Source organism: Kitasatospora paranensis (assembly GCF_039544005.1).
In the GTDB taxonomy this organism is placed as follows: Bacteria; Actinomycetota; Actinomycetes; order Streptomycetales; family Streptomycetaceae; genus Kitasatospora; species Kitasatospora paranensis.
This window is the reverse complement of the sequence record NZ_BAABKV010000001.1, coordinates 5,945,319-5,963,591: the sequence shown is the minus strand read 5'-3', so window position 1 is coordinate 5,963,591 and position 18,273 is coordinate 5,945,319. Positions and strand designations below refer to the sequence as shown.

Here is an 18,273-nt window from a genome sequence, read left to right as displayed (position 1 = left end):
GGCGACGCGCCCGGGCGGCCGGGCCTGGGGCGGGGCCCGCCCCCGGCCGCGGTCAGCGCACCGGCACCGCCTGCGGGCCGGCCTGCGACGCCCGGCCGGCGGGTGCCCCGTTCGCGGCACCCAGCGCGGTGCCCCGGGTCTCCTCGGCCCAGAGCACGCAGACCAGCAGTCCGACGGCGGTGACGCCGGCCGCGACGAGCATGGTCGGGCCGGTGCCGAGCCCGGTCAGCGAGAGCGGCAGCAGGTAGGTGCCCACGGCCGCGCCGACCCGGCTGACCGAGGTGGCTACGCCCACGGCGGTGGCCCGGACCTCGGTCGGGAAAAGCTCGTTCGGATACGTCCAGTCCAGCACGTTGGGGCCGCCGCACAGGAAGGCGTACGCGGACAGCGCGGCCACCGCCACGAGCGCGGGCGCCGACGGCCAGAGGCCGAGCAGCACCAGGGGGCGATCATCAGCGCGAAGGACCAGACGATGGTGGGACGGCGTCCGACGGTGTCGATCAGCCGCAGCGCCGGGTAGCAGCCGATCAGGAAGACCAGGCTGACCAGCCCCGTGCCGAGGGTGTCCAGGACGGTGCCGCCGGGCATGCCGAACGACCCGAGGATCTGCGGGCCGAAGGTCAGCATCGCGAACAGCGGGCCCACCTGGCAGAAGAAGAACAGGCCGCAGAAGAGCGTGCGGCGGCGGTACGGCGGCGTCCACAGCAGCCGGAGACCGCCGGGCCCGCCGGCCCCGGCCGGGTCGGGCATCAGCTCGCGGCCGTCCACCCGCACCCCGAGGTGCTTCTCCACCACGGCGACGGCCTCGCCGACCCGGCCGTGCGCGGCGAGCCAGCGCGGCGACTCCGGCGAGCCCCGCCGGATCACCAGGAAGACGGCGCACAGCAGGGTCGAGCTCGCCAGCATCCAGCGCCAGCTGCCCGGCCCGACGAACTGCAGGAAGGCGAAGCCCACCAGGTAGGCCAGCACCGAGCCGGCGTACCAGGCGACGATCTGCTTGCCCAGCAGGCGGCCGCGGTCGCGGGCCGGCAGCCACTCGGCCAGCAGCGAGGTCGCGATCGGGTAGTCGGCGGCGACGGCCAGGCCGAGCACGAAGCGCAGCAGGGCGATCGCCCACACGCCGTCGACCCAGAAGGACAGCACCGAGCAGACCATCATCACGAGGAGGTCGGCGGTGTACATCACCTCCCGGCCGATCCGGTCGGTCAGCACGCCGAAGAGCGCGCCGCCGACGAACATGCCGAGCAGTGCGGCGGCGCCGATCAGGCTGACGTCGGCGGTGTCGAGGCCCAGGTCGGGGCGCATCCCGATCAGGGCGACGCCGACGATGCTGAGGATGTAGCCGTCCAGCAGCGGCCCGCCCGAGCAGGCCAGGGCGAGCCTTCGGTGGAAGGCGGTGTACGGGGCGTTGTCGATGGTGCGGGACATGGTGTCGGGTCCTCCGGAGCGCGCGGCGGGTACTCCCGTACGGCCGTGCGCCGGGGTTGACGGCGGGGTCCGGGCCGCTCCGCGGGGGCGGGCGGCCCGGCCGCCCGGCGGCACCGGGCGACCGTCCGCGGCTGCCCCGCCCCGCGCGGAACCTGCGGGGGCAAAGGTCCCCGCGTCGCGGGACCAACGTCCCGTTCCGGACATGCCGGACACGACGAGGCCCCGGGGCGGATGCCCCGGGGCCTCGGATGTCGAAGGGTCGTCCTACTTCACGAACGGGTCCACCGCGATGACCACGAACAGCAGCGTCAGATAGGTGATCGACCAGTGGAAGAGCCGCATCTCCTTCAGCTTGGCACCGACCAGCCCGGCCTTGGCGCGGGCGTGCAGGCCGTGCGCCTCCTTCAGCCAGAACCCGCCGAGCAGCACGGCGGAGACCGGGTACAGCCAGCTGGTGTGCGCCAGCGGCCACAGGGCCAGCGAGACGGCGACCATCACCCAGGAGTAGGCGACGATCTGCCGGGCGACGGCGAGGTTGCCCCGGATGACCGGCAGCATCGGCACGCCCGCCTTGGCGTAGTCGTCGCGGACCTTCATCGACAGCGGCCAGTAGTGCGGCGGCGTCCAGAAGAAGATCACCAGGAAGAGCACCAGCGCCGACCAGGACAGCGAGTTCGTCACCGCGGCCCAGCCGACGAAGACCGGCATGCAGCCCGCGATGCCGCCCCAGACGATGTTCTGGGCGGTGCGGCGCTTGAGGCCCAGGGTGTAGACGAACACGTAGAACAGGAGGGCGGTCAGCGCGAGCCCCGCGGCGAGCGCGTTGACCAGCAGGCCGAGCCAGAGGGTCGAGCCGATCGCCAGCGCGATGCCGAAGACCAGCGCCTCGCGCGGCGAGACCATGCCGGTGACGAGCGGGCGGCGCTCGGTGCGCGACATCACCGCGTCGATGTCGCGGTCGATGTACATGTTGAGCGCGTTGGCGCCGCCGGCCGACAGGTAGCCGCCGATGACCACCCACAGCACCAGGAGCGGGTCCGGGACCCCGCGCTGCGCCAGGAACATCACCGGGACGGTGGTGATCAGCAGCAGCTCGATGATCCGCGGCTTGGTCAGTGCGACGAATGCCCCGACACGGGCCCCGAACGGCCGGTGCGCAGGCGTCGCCCCGACCGCCCCTGCGGGGCGGGATTCGACGGCGGTCACGAACACCCCAACTCACGATGAACTTCCACAGGCGTCCCCTGGGCCCATGGGCTCCGGTGCGTCCGCTCTGCGCGTACCACGCCACCTTAGACGCTCCATATGTCCCGCCCGGCCTCGGGGTGCCACGGCGAGCCGGAGCCGCACACCGGCGGGTGAATCGCCGCAGATCGGGCCGGATCGGGCCGGTGCTCCCCCGTCTTGCCCTTCGGACGGGCGAACGCCTGCCGAACGCGTGAGGGTAGGACAGGGGACCGGGCCCCTCCTTCGGGAATGCCGATACCGCCACCCCGGTTGTCCCGGCACGCAGGGTGAGGGTCCCGGCGAGCGGTAGGCTCGCACAGAGAAGCGGGATCAACCCTCCGTGACCGGCACCAACGAGACGTCAGGCCCACAGCGACGTGGCCGACCCGGTCCCCTTCACGGGGTCACTCTTCACCACCATGGAAGGAGCCCTGAGACAGGGTGAGCACCACGCCGACGAACGCATTCGAATGGACCGAACTGGACCAGCGGACCGTCGACACGGCCCGGGTCCTGGCGATGGACGCAGTGCAGAAGGTGGGCAACGGCCACCCCGGCACCGCGATGTCGCTGGCCCCCGCTGCGTACGTGATCTTCCAGCGCTTCCTGCGCCACGACCCCACCGACCCGGCCTGGGTCGGCCGTGACCGCTTCGTGCTGTCCCCCGGACACACCTCGCTGACGCTCTACACCCAGCTGTACCTGTCCGGCTACGGGCTGTCGCTGGACGACCTGAAGGCCTTCCGGGTCGCCGGCAGCCGCACCCCCGGGCACCCCGAGCACGGGCACACGGCCGGTGTGGAGACCACCACCGGCCCGCTGGGCCAGGGCATCGGCAACGCGGTGGGCATGGCGATGGCCGCCCGGTACGAGCGCGGCCTGTTCGACCCGGAGGCCCCGGCCGGCGAGTCGCCGTTCGACCACACCGTCTGGGCGATCGTCTCCGACGGCGACCTGGAGGAGGGCATCTCCGCCGAGGCGTCCTCGCTGGCCGGCCACCAGAAGCTGGGCAACCTGGTCGCGCTGTACGACGACAACCACATCTCCATCGAGGGCGACACCGAGACGGCCTTCTCCGAGGACGTCCTGGCCCGCTACGAGGCGTACGGCTGGCACGTCCAGCGGATCACGCCCAAGGCCGACGGCGACATCGACGTGCACGCGCTGGCCACCGCGCTGGAGGCGGCCAAGGCCGAGACCTCGCGCCCGTCGATGATCGCGATGCGGACGATCATCGCCTGGCCGGCCCCGAACGCCCAGGACACCGCCAAGGCGCACGGCTCCGCGCTGGGCGACGCCGAGATCGCCGCCACCAAGAAGGTGCTCGGCTTCTCCCCGGAGAAGACCTTCGAGGTCTCCGAGGCCGTCGTCGACCACGCCCGCGAGGTCGTGCACCGCGGCAAGGCCGCCCGCTCCGAGTGGGAGAAGGGCTACCACGCCTGGCGCGCCGCCAACCCGGAGCGCGCCGCCGAGTTCGACCGGATCCAGATCGGCGAACTCCCCGACGGCTGGGAGAAGGCCCTCCCGGTCTTCCCCGCCGGCAAGGACGTCGCCACCCGCAAGGCCTCCGGCGACACGCTCAAGGCGATCGGCAAGCTGATCCCGGAACTGTGGGGCGGCTCGGCGGACCTCGCCGAGTCCAACCTCACCACCATCGACGAGGAGTCGTCCTTCCTCCCCGAGGGCAACGCGCTGAAGACCGCGTCGCCCTACGGCCGGACGATCCACTTCGGCATCCGCGAGCACGCCATGGGCTCGATCATGAACGGCATCGCGCTGCACGGCCGCACCCGCATCTACGGCGGCACCTTCCTGGTGTTCTCCGACTACATGCGCCCGGCCGTCCGCCTCGCCGCGCTGATGAAGCTCCCGGTCACCTACGTGTGGACGCACGACTCCATCGGTCTCGGCGAGGACGGCCCGACCCACCAGCCGGTCGAGCACCTGGCCGCGCTGCGCGCCATCCCCGGCCTCTCGGTCGTCCGCCCCGGCGACGCCAACGAGACCGCCGTCGTCTGGCGCACCATCATGGAGCGCCAGACCAGCCACCCCGGCCCGGTCGGCCTCGCGCTGACCCGCCAGGGCGTGCCCACCTTCGACCGCGAGGTGTTCCACTCCGCCGAGGGCGCCGCCAAGGGCGGCTACGTCCTCGCCGAGGCGGCCGGCGCCTCGCCGAAGGTCATCCTCATCGGCACCGGCTCCGAGGTGCAGCTCGCCGTCCAGGCCCGCGAGGCCCTGGAGGCCGACGGCATCCCGACCCGGGTCGTGTCGATGCCCTCGATCGAGTGGTTCAACGAGCAGGACCAGGCGTACCGCGACAGCGTGCTGCCGCCGAACGTCCGGGCCCGGGTCTCCGTGGAGGCCGGCATCGCCCAGGGCTGGCGCGAACTGGTCGGCGACGCCGGCCGGATCATCAGCCTGGACCACTTCGGCGCCTCCGCCGACTACAAGGTGCTCTACCAGGAGTTCGGCATCACCGCCGACGCCGTGGCCAACGCCGCCCGCGCCTCGCTGCGCACCGTCGAAGCCGTCTCCCGCTAGACCCCACGGGGCCGGGTATCCGACCGCACATCGGGTACCCGGCCCGTCTGACGACCCCACAGCAGACGTACGAAGAACAGAGGGATGAAGCACCATGACTGACGCTCTGAAGCGCCTCAGCGACGAAGGCGTGGCGATCTGGCTGGACGACCTCAGCCGTGACCGGCTCAACACCGGCAACCTGGCCGAGCTGGTGCAGGAGAAGCACGTCGTCGGTGTCACCACCAACCCGACCATCTTCCAGAAGGCCATCGGCGGCGGCAGCGCCGCCTACGACGGCCAGCTCACCGACCTCGCCGTCCGCAAGGTCACCGTGGACGAGGCCGTGCGCATGATCACCACCTCGGACGTGCGCGACGCCGCCGACGTGCTGCGCCCCGTCTACGACGCCTCCAACGGCCGCGACGGCCGGGTCTCCATCGAGGTCGACCCCCGCCTGGCCCACGAGACCGCCGCCACGATCGCCGAGGCCAAGCAGCTGTGGTGGCTGGTCGACCGCCCGAACGTGCTCATCAAGATCCCCGCCACCAAGGCCGGCCTGCCCGCCATCACCGAGGTCATCGCCAAGGGCATCAGCGTCAACGTCACGCTGATCTTCTCCCTGGAGCGCTACCGGGGCGTCATGGACGCCTTCCTGACCGGCCTGGAGAAGGCCAAGGCCGCCGGCCTCGACCTCTCCCAGATCGAGTCCGTCGCCTCGTTCTTCGTCTCCCGCGTGGACACCGAGATCGACAAGCGCCTCGACAAGATCGGCGGCGACGCCAAGGAGCTGCGCTCCAAGTCCGGCGTGGCCAACGCCCGCCTCGCCTACCAGGCCTACGAGGACGTCTTCTCCTCCGACCGCTGGAAGGCCCTGGAGGCCGCCGGCGCCAAGGCGCAGCGCCCGCTCTGGGCGTCCACCGGCGTCAAGGACCCGAACCTCCCCGACACCCTCTACGTGACCGAGCTGGTCGCCCCCGGCACGGTCAACACCATGCCCGAGGGCACCCTCGACGCCACCGACGACCACGGCGTCATCACCGGCGACTCGATCACCGGCAACTACGCCGACGCCCAGGCCGTCATGGACGCCGTCGCCGCGGCGGGCGTCGACTACGACGACGTCGTCCAGGTCCTGGAGGACGAGGGCGTCGAGAAGTTCGCGGTCTCCTGGAAGGAACTCCTGGACACCGTCTCGGCCTCGCTCGCCTCCCACGGCGCCAACTGACACCCCTGCTCACTACCCAGCGCACGGAGAGCGGAGCCAACACCAGTGAGCAACACCCCTGCTTTTCCCGATGACGAGGGTGCCGAGGTCGGGCAGGGCGATCCCCTGACGATCTCGAACCCGCTGCGCGATCCGGCCGACCGCCGGCTGCCGAGGATCGCCGGGCCGTCCGGCCTGGTGATCTTCGGCGTGACCGGCGACCTGTCGCGCAAGAAGCTGATGCCGGCCATCTACGACCTCGCCAACCGCGGACTGCTGCCGCCGGGCTTCTCGCTCGTCGGCTTCGCCCGCCGCGAGTGGGAGGACGAGGACTTCGCCCGCGAGGTGCACGACGCGGTCAAGGAGCACGCGCGGACGCCGTTCCGCGAGGAGGTCTGGCAGCAGCTGGCCAAGGGCATGCGGTTCGTCCAGGGCGACTTCGGCGACGACGAGGCCTTCGACACCCTGCGCAAGACCATCGAGGAGCTCGACCAGGCCCAGGGCACCGGCGGCAACTTCGCCTTCTACCTGTCGGTGCCGCCGAAGTTCTTCCCCACCGTCGTCCAGCAGCTCAAGAAGCACGGGCTGACCGACCCGCCCAAGGGTTCCTGGCGCCGCGCGGTGATCGAGAAGCCCTTCGGCCACGACCTGGAGAGCGCCCAGGAGCTGAACCGGATCGTCCACGAGGTCTTCCCCCGGGACGAGGTCTTCCGGATCGACCACTACCTGGGCAAGGAGACCGTCCAGAACATCCTGGCGCTCCGCTTCGCCAACCAGATGTTCGAGCCGATCTGGAACCGGTCGTACGTCGACCACGTGCAGATCACGATGGCCGAGGACATCGGCATCGGCGGCCGGGCCGGCTACTACGACGGCATCGGCTCGGCCCGCGACGTCATCCAGAACCACCTGCTCCAGCTGATGGCGCTCACCGCCATCGAGGAGCCCGCGTCCTTCCACCCCAAGGCCTTGGTCGCCGAGAAGCTCAAGGTGCTCAGCGCCGTCAAGCTCCCCGGCGACCTCGGCAAGCACACCGTCCGCGGCCAGTACGCGGGCGGCTGGCAGGGCGGCGAGGAGGTGCCCGGCTACCTGGACGAGGACGGCATCGACCCCTCCTCCAAGACCGACACCTACGCGGCGATCAAGCTGGAGATCAACAACCGGCGCTGGGCCGGGGTGCCGTTCTACCTGCGCACCGGCAAGCGCCTCGGCCGCCGGGTCACCGAGATCGCGGTGGTCTTCCAGCGCGCCCCGTACCTGCCGTTCGACTCCTACGCCACCGAGGAGCTGGGGCAGAACGCCCTGGTCATCCGGGTGCAGCCGGACGAGGGCGTCACGGTGCGGTTCGGCTCCAAGGTGCCCGGCACCGCGCTGGAGGTCCGGGACGTCACGATGGACTTCGCCTACGGCGAGTCCTTCACCGAGTCCAGCCCGGAGGCGTACGAGCGGCTCATCCTCGACGTGCTGCTCGGCGACGCCAACCTCTTCCCGCGCCACCAGGAGGTCGAGCAGTCCTGGCGGATCCTCGACCCGATCGAGAAGTACTGGGACAGCCACGGCAAGCCCGCCCAGTACCCGGCGGGCACCTGGGGGCCCGACGAGGCGGACGAGATGCTCGCACGAGACGGCAGGAGCTGGCGCCGGCCATGAAGATCGACCTCACGGACACCACGTCCGGCAAGATCAACGCCGCCCTGATGGACGCCCGCCGGGCCTCCGGCGCCGGCGCCGCGGGCATGGTGCTCACCCTCGTCATCGTGACGGACGAGGGCAGCGCCTACGACGCGCTGCGGGCGGCCAACGACGCCTCCCGCGAGCACCCGTCCCGCACCCTGGCCGTCATCAAGCGGGCCGGACGCTCGCCCCGCGCCCGCGCCGAGGCCCGCCTCGACGCCGAGCTGCTGGTCGGGTCCGACGCCGGCTCCGGCGAGACCGTCGTGCTGCGCATGCACGGCGAGCTCGCCGCGCACGCCCAGTCGGTCGTCCTGCCGCTGCTGCTGCCGGACGCCCCGGTCGTGGTCTGGTGGCCGGAGAACGCCCCGAAGGACCCGGCCAAGGACCCGCTCGGTGCGCTCGCCCAGCGCCGCATCACCGACGCGGTCACCGCCGAGTCCCCGGTGGACCAGCTCGCCCAGCGGGCCGCCACCTACACCCCGGGCGACACCGACCTCGCCTGGACCAGGATCACCGGCTGGCGCTCCATGCTGGCCGCCGCCCTGGACCAGCGGCCCACCGACATCGCCGGCGCGGTGGTCGAGGGCGAGTCGTACAACCCCAGCGTCGAGCTGCTCGGCCTGTGGCTGCACAACCGGCTCGGCGTGCCGGTCGAGCGGGTCGTCACCGGCGGCCCCGGCATCACCGCCGTCCGGATGCGCACCAGCGACGGCGAGATCGTGCTGTTCCGCCCGGACGGCCTGATGGGCACGCTCTGCATGCCCGGCGCGCCGGACCGGATCGTGGCGCTCAAGCGCCGCGAGACCGCGGAGCTGATCGCCGAGGAACTGCGCCGGCTCGACCCGGACGACATCTACGCCACCGCCGTCCGCACGCCGATCGACCGGCTCAAGCAGCGGACGGCCGGGGACGCCGACGAGCAGGCCCCGGCGGCCTCCTCCGAGGCCGTCCCCGCCGAGGTCGCGCCGCCGGCCCGGGTCACCGCCGCCGTGCCCGCCGACGACGGTGCCCCCGCCGGGGCGACCGCCAAGAAGGCCGCCCCGCGCAAGCGGAGCGGCTCGTGACGGCAGCCTCCCCGCAGCTGGTGGTCCACCGGGACAAGGAGCTGATGGCCCGGGCCACCGCGGCCCGGCTGATCACCCGGATCGTGGACGCCCAGTCCGCCCGCGGCACCGCCTCGGTGGTGCTCACCGGCGGCCGCAACGGCAACGCCCTGCTCGCCGCGATCGCCGCCTCCCCGGCGCGCGACGCGGTGGACTGGGCCCGCCTGGACCTGTGGTGGGGCGACGAGCGCTTCGTCGCCGCGGACGACCCGGACCGCAACGCCGTGCAGGCCCGCGAGGAACTGCTCGGCCGCGTCCCGCTGGACCCCGCCCGGGTGCACGAGATGCCGGCCTCCGACGGCGTCGACGGCTCCGACGTGGAGGCCGCCGCGGCCCGGTACGCCGAGGAGCTGGCCAAGGCCGCCGCGCCGGGCTCCGGCATCGGCGTCCCGGCCTTCGACGTGCTGCTGCTCGGCGTCGGCCCGGACACCCATGTCGCCTCGCTCTTCCCCGAGCACCCGGGGGTGCGCGAGGACGAGCTGACCGTGGTCGGCGTGCGCGGCGCACCCAAGCCGCCGCCCACCCGGGTCTCGCTGACCCTCCCGGCGATCCGGGCGGCCCGCGAGGTCTGGCTGCTCGCCGCCGGCGAGGACAAGGCCGGCGCCGTGGCGCTGGCCCTCAGCGGCCCCGGCGAGATCCAGGCGCCCGCCTCCGGCGCGTACGGCACCGACCGGACGCTCTGGCTGCTCGACGAGTCGGCGGCCGCCGAGCTGCCGGCGCGGAGCCGGCCCGGCACACGCTGAGCCGACCGGCCCCGACGGCCCCGTCCCGCACCGCGGGGCGGGGCCGTCGTCCGTCCGCCGTCACATCCCGGCTGTGCGGAACGTCAGAACGGATGAGGACTGCCGAACGGGAGAGAGCGGGCGATGGACGGACATGCGTGGCTGGCGGACCGCTTCGAGGAGCACCGGCCGCACCTGCGGTCGGTGGCGTACCGGATGCTCGGCTCGCTGAGCGAGTCCGAGGACGCCGTCCAGGAGGCCTGGCTGCGGCTCAGCCGCTCGGACGCCGCCGGGATCGACAACCTGGGCGGCTGGCTGACCACGGTGGTCTCCCGGGTCTGTCTGGACACCCTGCGCTCGCGGGCCGCCCGCCGCGAGGATCCCTGGGACGTGCACGTGCCGGACCCGGTGGTCACCGGCGCGGACACCGCCGACCCGGAGCAGCAGGCCCTGCTCGCCGACTCGGTCGGGCTGGCCCTGCTGGTGGTGCTGGAGACGCTGGCCCCGGCCGAGCGGCTGGCCTTCGTGCTGCACGACATGTTCGCGGTGCCCTACGAGGAGATCGCCCCGATCGTGGACCGCTCCCCCGCCGCGGCCCGCCAGCTGGCCAGCCGGGCCCGGCGCCGGGTGCAGGGCGGCGCGCCCGTCCCGGACGGCGACCCCGTCCGCCAGCGGGAGATCGTGGACGCCTTCCTGGCCGCGGCCCGCGGCGGCGACTTCGAGGGTCTGCTCGCGCTCCTCGACCCCGACGTGGTGCTCCGGGTCGACCTCGGCACACCGTCCGGCGGCGGGTTCCCCCTCCCGGCCGGCGCGTCCCGCGCGGTGCACGGCGCCGCCGCGGTGGCCGGCCGGGCGCTCACCTTCTCCCGGCTCGCGCCCTTCGCCCGCCCGGCCATGGTGAACGGCGCCCCCGGCGCGGTCACCGCCCCCGAGGGGCGCCCGGTGGCGGTCATGGGCTTCACCGTCAGCGGCGGCCGCATCGTCCGGCTCGACCTGCTGGCCGATCCCGAGCGGCTCGCCCGGCTCGACCTGGCCTTCCTGGACGACTGACGGCCGACAACCCAGAGCGCCCCGAACGCGCGAAGGGCGCCGCGGAGGTGGTCCTCCGCGGCGCCCTTCGGCGCACCGTGCTCAGATCTCGCCGCGCAGCTTGGCCAGCGCCTCGGCCAGGATCGCCTCGCCGTCGGCGTCGGTACGGCGCTCGCGGACGTAGGCGAGGTGGGTCTTGTAGGGCTCGTTGCGGGCGGGGGCAGGCGGGTTGAGCTCGTCCTGCCCGGCGGGGAACCCGCAGCGCGGGCAGTCCCAGGTCTCCGGGACGGCCGCCTCGGCCGCGAAGCTGGGACGCGTCTCGTGCTTGTTCGCGCACCAGAAGGAGATGCGGGTCCGGGGAGCGGACTCGCCGCGCTCCGCCTCGCCCATCGGGCCTGCGCCGACTCTGCTTCCTCGGATGGCATTGCCACTTGCCACGGTCTGACTCCCTGCGTGCTGGTGCCGACCGGCCGCGACTGTGCGGACGGTGGCGAAGTCGTCCTAGTGTAAGCGGCGGTTAAGCATCTGCCACCACCGCCTCCGCAAGGGCTGGGGACGGAGGGTTACTTGTACTTGAGCAGCAGGCTGAGCACCACGATGCAGGCGAACCAGGCGAGACCGACCACGATGGTGATCCGGTCCAGGTTGCGCTCGGCCACCGCCGAACCGCCGCCGGTCGACATCGCGCCACCGCCGAACATGTCGGACAGGCCGCCGCCCTTCCCCTTGTGCAGCAGCACCAGGAGGATCATCAGCAGGCTGAAGATGATCAGGGCAATCGAGAACCCGATAACCACGGCGGGACCAACTCTCTCGTATCTTCGACGAAGGGGCCGGGCCGCATGGAAGCGGTCCGGCCCCAAAGCCTACGTTGCTGCAGTGGCGTTAGCCTACTGCCTGCTCGCGGTAGCGCACGATCTTGACGAACTCGTCGGCGTCCAGGGAGGCTCCGCCGATCAGGCCGCCGTCCACGTCCGGCTTGGCCATCAGGCCGGCCGCGCTGGAGGACTTCACCGAACCGCCGTACAGGATGCGGACCTTGCCGGCCAGCTCGCCGTCGTACAGCTCCGCCAGGCGGGCGCGGATGGCACCGCAGACCTCCTGGGCGTCCTCGGGGGTCGCCACCTCGCCGGTGCCGATCGCCCACACCGGCTCGTACGCGACGACGACCGTCTCCGCATCCGAGGCCGGGACGCCGTCGAGGGCGCCGTCCAGCTGCGCGAGGGTGTACTCGACGTGGGTGCCGGCCTTGCGGATGTCCAGCGGCTCGCCGATGCACAGGATCGGGGTGATCCCGCTCCGGTAGGCGGCCTTGACCTTGGCGTTGACGATCTCCTCGTTCTCGCCGTGGTACTGGCGGCGCTCCGAGTGACCGATCACCGCGAAGGTGCACTTCAGCTTCGACAGCATCGGGCCGGAGACCTCGCCGGTGTAGGCACCGGAGTCGTGCTGCGAGATGTCCTGCGAGCCGTACTTGATCTTCAGCTTGTCGCCGTCGACCAGGGTCTGCACCGAGCGGAGGTCGGTGAAGGGGACGAGGACGGCGACCTCGACGGCCTCGTAGTCCTTGTCGGCCAGCGTGAAGGCCAGCTTCTGGGTGTGCTGGATGGCCTCGAGGTGGTTGAGGTTCATCTTCCAGTTGCCCGCCATCAGCGGGAGGCGCTCAGTCATCTTCCTCAGCCTTCCAGGGCGGCGAGACCGGGAAGGGTCTTGCCCTCCAGGTATTCGAGGCTCGCGCCTCCGCCGGTCGAGATGTGCCCGAACTCCGTCTCGTCGAAGCCCAGGATGCGGACGGCCGCGGCGGAGTCGCCGCCGCCGACCACGGTGAACGCGTCGCTCGCCAGCAGCGCCGCGGCGACCGCCTTGGTGCCCTCGGCGAACGCCGGGTGCTCGAAGACGCCGACCGGGCCGTTCCAGAAGACCGTCGCCGCGTCGGCGATCTTCGACGCGAAGAGCGCCTGGGTCTTCGGGCCGATGTCCAGGCCCTCCTTGTCGGCGGGGATGCTGTCCGCGTCGACGATCTCGAAGTCCTCGACCGGGGCCTTGGTCTTCAGGTCGGGGAAGGAGCCGGAGATCGCGACGTCGACCGGGATGACGAACTCGACGCCGTTCTCCTCGCCGCGCTTGAGGTACTCCAGCACGGTGGGGATCTGGTCCTTCTGCAGCAGCGAGATGCCCACCTCGTGGCCCTGGGCCGCGAGGAAGGTGTACGCCATGCCGCCGCCGATGAGGATGCGGTCGGCCTTGCCGAGCAGGTTGTCGATCACGCCGACCTTGTCGGAGACCTTCGAACCGCCGAGGACCACCACGTACGGGCGGGCCACCTCGTCGGTCAGGCGCTTGAGCACGCCCACCTCGGCGGCGATCAGGTCGCCGACCGCGTGCGGCAGGCGGGCCGGCAGGTCGTACACCGAGGCGTGCTTGCGGTGCACCGCACCGAAGCCGTCGCCCACGTACAGGTCCGCGAGGGCTGCGAGCTCGTCGGCGAAGGCACCGCGCTCGGCGTCGTCCTTGGCGGTCTCACCCGCGTTGAAGCGCAGGTTCTCGAGCAGCGTGACCTCGCCGTCGGCCAGGGCGGCGACGGTGGCCTTCGCGCTCTCGCCCACGGTGTCGGTGGCGAAGGCCACCGGGACGCCGAGGATCTCACCGAGGCGGACGGCCACCGGCGCGAGGGAGAACTGCGGGTCGGGCTCGCCCTTCGGGCGGCCCAGGTGCGAGGCGACGACCACCTTGGCGCCGGCCTGCACCAGCTTGGCGATGGTCGGGGCGACGGCGCGGATCCGGCCGTCGTCGGTGATGGTGCCGCCGGACAGCGGAACGTTCAGGTCGGCGCGGACGAACACCCGCTGGCCCGCGACCTGGAGGTCTTCGATCGTCTTCACGGTCTTCGGTCTCCCGGAGAGAAGAGGTGGTGCACGGCGGCGGCACTGCGGCGGGCCACCGGAACACGGAGAGTGAGGGTGTGGTACGCGAAGCGAGGGCCCGGACGGCCTGTGGCCTTCCGGGCCCTGCTCCTCACATCACGTCAGCTCCCGCTGAGGTCAGAGCTGGCCACCGACGAGCGTGGTCAGGTTGACGAGGCGGTTCGAGTAGCCCCACTCGTTGTCGTACCAGCCGAAGACCTTGACCTGGTTGCCCTGGGCCATCGTCATCAGCGAGTCGAAGATCGTGGAGAACGGCGAGTTCACGATGTCGGAGGAGACGATCGGGTCCTCGGTGTACTCCAGGATGCCCTTGAGGTCGCCCTCGGACGCCTTCTGGAAGGCCGCGTTGACCTCCTCGACGGTGACCTCGCGCTCCAGGGTCACGACCAGGTCGGTGATCGAGCCGGTCGGGACGGGGACGCGCAGCGAGGTGCCGTCCAGCTTGCCCTTGAGCTCGGGCAGGACCAGGGCGGTCGCCTTGGCGGCACCGGTCGAGGTCGGGATGATGTTCAGCGACGCGGCACGGGCGCGGCGCAGGTCCTTGTGCGGGAAGTCCAGGGTGACCTGGTCGTTGGTGAACGCGTGGACCGTGGTCATCAGGCCCTTGACGATGCCGAAGTTCTCGTTCAGCACCTTCGCCAGCGGCGCCACGCAGTTGGTGGTGCAGGAGGCGTTGGAGATGACCGTGTGCTTCGCGGCGTCGTACTTGTCGTCGTTGACGCCCATCACGATGGTGACGTCCTCGTCGGTGGCGGGCGCCGAGATGATGACCTTCTTGGCACCGGCCGTGACGTGCTTCTTGGCCTGGTCGGCCTTGGTGAAGATACCGGTGGACTCGATCACGATGTCCACGCCCAGCTCGCCCCAGGGGAGGTTGGCCGGGTCGCGCTCGGCGATGACCTTGAAGGTCTTGCCGTCCACGGTGATGCTGTCGGCGGTGTGCGACACCTCGGCCTGGAGGGTGCCCAGGATCGAGTCGTACTTGAGCAGGTGCGCCAGGGTCTTGGTGTCGGTCAGGTCGTTGACACCGACGATCTCGATGTCCGCGCCCTGGGCCCGAACCGCACGGAAGAAGTTGCGGCCGATGCGGCCGAATCCGTTGATGCCTACCCGGATCGTCACGAACCGATCTCCTTGTTAGGTACGCCGGACTTATGCCGACGGGGTGGAAATGGGATGTCCCCGACCACCCATGACCCTACCTCCCTGGGGCGGGCGGGGGCACATCGCCTCTCCGCGAGCCCTCCGCACCGGCAGCACGAAGGGCGCCCGGCACCGTGCGGTGCCGGACGCCCTCCGGTGCGGCGCCCGCTAGTTCATCGCCATCTCGTCGGTGAGGTTGGCCTCCGTGCTGGGCAGGCCCAGCTCGGCGGCGCGCTTGTCGGCCATCGCCAGCAGCCGGCGGATCCGGCCGGCCACCGCGTCCTTGGTGAGCGGCGGGTCGGCGAGCGCCCCGAGCTCCTCCAGCGAGGCCTGCTTGTGCTGCATCCGCAGCTGGCCGGCGGCGGCCAGGTGCTCGGGCACCTCGTCGCCGAGGATCTCCAGCGCGCGCTGCACCCGCGCGCCCGCCGCGACCGCCGCGCGCGCCGAGCGGCGCAGGTTGGCGTCGTCGAAGTTGGCCAGCCGGTTGGCGGTGGCCCGGACCTCGCGCCGCATCCGGCGCTCCTCCCAGGCGAGCACCGACTCGTGCGCGCCGAGCCGGGTGAGCAGGGCACCGATCGCGTCGCCGTCCCGGATCACCACCCGGTCCACCCCGCGGACCTCGCGGGCCTTCGCCGGGATGCCGAGCCGGCGGGCCGCGCCGACCAGCGCGAGTGCGGCCTCCGAACCGGGGCAGGTGATCTCCAGCGAGGAGGACCGGCCGGGCTCGGTCAGCGAGCCGTGCGCCAGGAAGGCGCCGCGCCAGGCCGCCTCGGCGTCGCAGGTCGCGCCCGAGACGACCGCCGGGGGCAGCCCGCGGATCGGGCGTCCGCGGCCGTCCACCAGGCCGGTCTGCCGGGCCAGCAGGTCGCCGTCCTTCACCACCCGGACCACGTACCGGCTGCCGCGGCGCAGTCCGCCGGGGGCCATCACGACCAGGTCCGAGGAGTGCCCGAAGATTTCCAGCAGGTCCTTGCGCAGGCGCCGGGCCGCGATACCGGTGTCCAGCTCCGCCTCGATCACGATGCGGCCGCTCACGATGTGCAGGCCGCCCGCGAACCGCAGGATCGCGGAGACCTCCGCCTTGCGGCAGCAGGCACGGGTGACCGGGAGCCGGGAGATTTCGTCCTTCACCGCTGGGGTCATCGCCATGCGCCGATCCTTCCATGCGTCCGGAAAATCCGGTCGTACGCCGCCGCCAAGAGCTCCGGGTCGTGTCGCGGAGTCCCGTCCGAACGGGCCACCGAACCGAGCACCAGGGCGGCGCCCATCCGCTCGGCCGCCTTCTCCAGGCCGGTGAGGTCGGCGACGCCGAAGGCGCCGCCGGTCACGGCCCGTTCATCCACCAGGATCGCATCCACGGCCAGGTCGGGGGCGTGGTCGGCGAGGACGTCCAGGTGGCGCTGCGGGGTGAAGCCCTCGGTCTCGCCGGGCTGCGGGGCAAGATTGAGGGTGAGCAGCCGGCGCGCGCGGGTCGCGGTGAGCGCCTTGGCGAGCTCGGGCACCAGCAGGTGCGGCAGCACACTGGTGAACCAGGAGCCCGGGCCCAGCACCACCCAGTCCGCCTCCAGGACGGCCTCGACGGCCTCGGGGACGGCCGGGGCTCCTCGGGCAGCAGCCGGATCGACTGCACGGTGCCGGGCGTGACCGCGACGCTGGCCTGGCCGCGGACGGCGGTCAGCTCGTGCGGGCGGGCCGGGTCGTGGCCGCGGACCTCGGCCTCGATGTCCAGCGGGACGGCCGACATGGGCAGCACCCGGCCCTGGACGTTGAGCAGCCGGCCGACCCAGTTCAGGGCCTCCACCGGGTCGCCGAGCTTCTCCCAGAGGGCGACGATCAGCAGGTTGCCGACGGCGTGCCCGCCGAGTTCGCCGTCGCCGGTGAACCGCTGCTGAAGCACCTCGGACCACGTCCGGCCCCACTCGTCGTCGCCGCACAGCGCGGCCAGCGCCTTGCGCAGGTCCCCCGGTGGCAGCACGCCCAGCTCGGTGCGGAGCCGGCCGCTGGAGCCGCCGTCGTCGGCCACGGTGACGACGGCGGTCAGCTCGTTGGTGAGCCGGCGCAGGGCGGAGAGCGAGGCCGACAGGCCCTGCCCGCCGCCCAGCGCGGTGATCCGGGGGCGCCGGGCCGCGGTTTGCTGCCGGCCGACCCGCCGGACGGGGCTCGCTCGCCAGATCTCTGCTGCAACTGCCGTGCTGGCGAGTATCCCGTCACACCGACCCCACGTTCCTGTCTCGTGCTGGTATGCGCGGCGGACGGGGTTTGGCACTGTCGGCCCGGTCAGGCCCGGCGGGTCACTCCCTGCCCATGTCGCGGTGGACCAGCACCGTTTCGACGCCGTCCGCGATCAGACGTCTTGTCAGCCGCTCCGACATGGCCACGCTCCGGTGCTTGCCACCGGTGCAGCCTACGGCAAGAGTCATGTAGCGCTTGCCCTCCCGGCGATACCCTTCGGTCACGATCCGCAGTAGCTCGGCGTAACCGTCCAGGAACTCCTGGGCACCGGGCTGCTTGAAGACGTAGCCCGCCACGTCCGGATCCGTCCCGGTACGGGCCCGCAGCTCCGGGACCCAGTGCGGGTTGGGCAGGAAGCGGCAGTCCACCACGAGGTCGGCGTCGACCGGCAGGCCGTACTTGAAGCCGAACGACATTACGGTGGCCCGCAGCTCGGGCTCGTCGTGGTCGGCGAACTGGGCGTCGAGCTTGGCCCGCAGCTGGTGGACGTTGAGGTTCGAGGTGTCGATCACCAGGTCGGCCTCGCCGCGCAGGTCGCGCAGCAGCTCGCGCTCCTGGACGATGCCGTCCACGATCCGGCCGTCGCCCTGCAGCGGGTGCGGGCGGCGGACGGACTCGAACCGGCGGACCAGCGCCTCGTCGGAGGACTCCAGGAAGACCACCCGGAGCCGGACGCCGCGCTTCTCCAGCTCCTCCAGCGAGGTCAGCAGGTCGTCGAAGAAGCTGCGGCCGCGCACGTCGACCACCGCGCCGATCCGGGGCACCGAGCCCTGGGACCGGGCGCCGAGGTCCACCATGGTCAGGATGAGGGCGGGCGGCAGGTTGTCCACCACGAACCAGCCCAGGTCCTCCAGGCACTTGGCGGCGGTACTCCGCCCGGCGCCGGACATGCCGGAGATGATCACCAACTCGGGGGTGTTCTCTCCAGCCTCCGGCCGGGTGGTACCCCCAGGGTCGGACACGGTCACTTGGCTTCCCCGCTCTCGGTGGTTCGCTTCAGAAGGACGCGCCAGGGGCCACCGGACTTCCCGGGGCCGCCCGGCCGGGCGGCACAGGGGCGCCGG

The 18,273-nt window shown here is 72.1% G+C and carries 16 protein-coding genes and 1 pseudogene; 6 read left to right on the top strand and 11 right to left on the bottom strand.

Features of this window, described 5'->3' with window-relative positions:
• Positions 1–52: 52 nt before the first annotated feature.
• The 3 genes from ABEB13_RS28345 to ABEB13_RS28335 form a co-directional block, all read right to left on the bottom strand.
• Complete coding sequence (locus ABEB13_RS28345) at positions 53–352, bottom strand: MFS transporter (protein ID WP_345707705.1); 300 nt, start codon at positions 350–352, stop codon at positions 53–55.
• On the bottom strand, positions 286–1,428 hold the full coding sequence (locus ABEB13_RS28340; RefSeq protein WP_345707704.1) for an MFS transporter: 1,143 nt from the start codon (positions 1,426–1,428) through the stop codon (positions 286–288). Before ABEB13_RS28340 ends, ABEB13_RS28345 begins: the two co-directional genes overlap by 67 nt.
• A 264-nt stretch (positions 1,429–1,692) precedes the next feature.
• Positions 1,693–2,634: a heme o synthase gene (locus ABEB13_RS28335; RefSeq protein ID WP_345709856.1), complete on the bottom strand. Its 942-nt coding sequence runs from the start codon at positions 2,632–2,634 to the stop codon at positions 1,693–1,695.
• Between the two features lie 462 nt (positions 2,635–3,096).
• Between ABEB13_RS28335 and tkt the strand changes: the two genes are divergently transcribed.
• The 6 genes from tkt to ABEB13_RS28305 all read left to right on the top strand — a co-directional run bounded on the left by tkt (position 3,097) and on the right by ABEB13_RS28305 (position 10,931).
• On the top strand, positions 3,097–5,196 hold the full coding sequence (tkt, locus tag ABEB13_RS28330) for a transketolase (protein WP_345707703.1): 2,100 nt from the start codon (positions 3,097–3,099) through the stop codon (positions 5,194–5,196).
• A gap of 94 nt (positions 5,197–5,290) precedes the next feature.
• Positions 5,291–6,403, top strand: coding sequence for a transaldolase (gene tal / locus ABEB13_RS28325; RefSeq protein WP_345707702.1), 1,113 nt, complete (start codon positions 5,291–5,293; stop codon positions 6,401–6,403).
• Positions 6,404–6,508: 105 nt separating this feature from the next.
• Positions 6,509–8,032 carry a glucose-6-phosphate dehydrogenase gene (zwf, locus tag ABEB13_RS28320; protein WP_100892556.1) on the top strand — a complete coding sequence of 508 codons (1,524 nt, stop codon included), beginning with the start codon at positions 6,509–6,511 and terminating at the stop codon, positions 8,030–8,032.
• A complete protein-coding gene (opcA, locus tag ABEB13_RS28315; RefSeq protein ID WP_345707701.1) occupies positions 8,029–9,120 on the top strand; it encodes a glucose-6-phosphate dehydrogenase assembly protein OpcA in 1,092 nt (363 codons plus the stop codon). The genes zwf and opcA overlap by 4 nt, the downstream gene beginning before the upstream one ends.
• Positions 9,117–9,902 carry a 6-phosphogluconolactonase gene (gene pgl, locus ABEB13_RS28310; protein WP_345707700.1) on the top strand — a complete coding sequence of 262 codons (786 nt, stop codon included), beginning with the start codon at positions 9,117–9,119 and terminating at the stop codon, positions 9,900–9,902. The genes opcA and pgl overlap by 4 nt, the downstream gene beginning before the upstream one ends.
• 123 nt (positions 9,903–10,025) lie before the next feature.
• Complete coding sequence (locus ABEB13_RS28305; protein ID WP_345707699.1) at positions 10,026–10,931, top strand: sigma-70 family RNA polymerase sigma factor; 906 nt, start codon at positions 10,026–10,028, stop codon at positions 10,929–10,931.
• A gap of 81 nt (positions 10,932–11,012) precedes the next feature.
• Here the strand turns inward: ABEB13_RS28305 and ABEB13_RS28300 are convergent, their stop codons facing one another.
• The 8 genes and pseudogenes from ABEB13_RS28300 to rapZ all read right to left on the bottom strand — a co-directional run bounded on the left by ABEB13_RS28300 (position 11,013) and on the right by rapZ (position 18,177).
• Positions 11,013–11,300, bottom strand: coding sequence for an RNA polymerase-binding protein RbpA (locus ABEB13_RS28300; RefSeq protein ID WP_345707698.1), 288 nt, complete (start codon positions 11,298–11,300; stop codon positions 11,013–11,015).
• A gap of 173 nt (positions 11,301–11,473) precedes the next feature.
• Complete coding sequence (gene secG, locus ABEB13_RS28295) at positions 11,474–11,707, bottom strand: preprotein translocase subunit SecG (RefSeq protein ID WP_345707697.1); 234 nt, start codon at positions 11,705–11,707, stop codon at positions 11,474–11,476.
• Between the two features lie 88 nt (positions 11,708–11,795).
• Entirely contained in the window at positions 11,796–12,581 is a 786-nt protein-coding gene (tpiA, locus tag ABEB13_RS28290; RefSeq protein ID WP_345707696.1) for a triose-phosphate isomerase, read from the bottom strand.
• A 5-nt stretch (positions 12,582–12,586) separates the two neighbouring features.
• Positions 12,587–13,792 carry a phosphoglycerate kinase gene (locus tag ABEB13_RS28285; protein WP_345707695.1) on the bottom strand — a complete coding sequence of 402 codons (1,206 nt, stop codon included), beginning with the start codon at positions 13,790–13,792 and terminating at the stop codon, positions 12,587–12,589.
• A gap of 159 nt (positions 13,793–13,951) precedes the next feature.
• Positions 13,952–14,956 carry a type I glyceraldehyde-3-phosphate dehydrogenase gene (gene gap / locus ABEB13_RS28280; protein ID WP_100888169.1) on the bottom strand — a complete coding sequence of 335 codons (1,005 nt, stop codon included), beginning with the start codon at positions 14,954–14,956 and terminating at the stop codon, positions 13,952–13,954.
• Positions 14,957–15,145: 189 nt separating this feature from the next.
• Positions 15,146–16,126 carry a DNA-binding protein WhiA gene (gene whiA / locus ABEB13_RS28275; RefSeq protein WP_100888170.1) on the bottom strand — a complete coding sequence of 327 codons (981 nt, stop codon included), beginning with the start codon at positions 16,124–16,126 and terminating at the stop codon, positions 15,146–15,148.
• A pseudogene (locus ABEB13_RS28270) lies at positions 16,117–17,150 on the bottom strand (gluconeogenesis factor YvcK family protein). Before ABEB13_RS28270 ends, whiA begins: the two are co-directional and overlap by 10 nt.
• Positions 17,151–17,268: 118 nt before the next feature.
• The gene (rapZ, locus tag ABEB13_RS28265) at positions 17,269–18,177 is read right to left on the bottom strand and encodes an RNase adapter RapZ (RefSeq protein ID WP_345707694.1); all 909 of its coding nucleotides are present in this window, start codon (positions 18,175–18,177) and stop codon (positions 17,269–17,271) included.
• Positions 18,178–18,273: the final 96 nt, after the last annotated feature.

Bases quoted from the DNA above. Each gene is read 5' to 3' on its own strand.
- ABEB13_RS28340 (WP_345707704.1), bottom strand. From the start codon at position 1,428: ATGTCCCGCACCATCGACAACGCCCCGTACACCGCCTTCCACCGAAGG.
- tal (WP_345707702.1), top strand. From the start codon at position 5,291: ATGACTGACGCTCTGAAGCGCCTCAGCGACGAAGGCGTGGCGATCTGG.
- opcA (WP_345707701.1), top strand. From the start codon at position 8,029: ATGAAGATCGACCTCACGGACACCACGTCCGGCAAGATCAACGCCGCC.
- ABEB13_RS28305 (WP_345707699.1), top strand. From the start codon at position 10,026: ATGGACGGACATGCGTGGCTGGCGGACCGCTTCGAGGAGCACCGGCCG.
- ABEB13_RS28300 (WP_345707698.1), bottom strand. From the start codon at position 11,300: ATGGGCGAGGCGGAGCGCGGCGAGTCCGCTCCCCGGACCCGCATCTCC.
- tpiA (WP_345707696.1), bottom strand. From the start codon at position 12,581: ATGACTGAGCGCCTCCCGCTGATGGCGGGCAACTGGAAGATGAACCTC.
- whiA (WP_100888170.1), bottom strand. From the start codon at position 16,126: ATGGCGATGACCCCAGCGGTGAAGGACGAAATCTCCCGGCTCCCGGTC.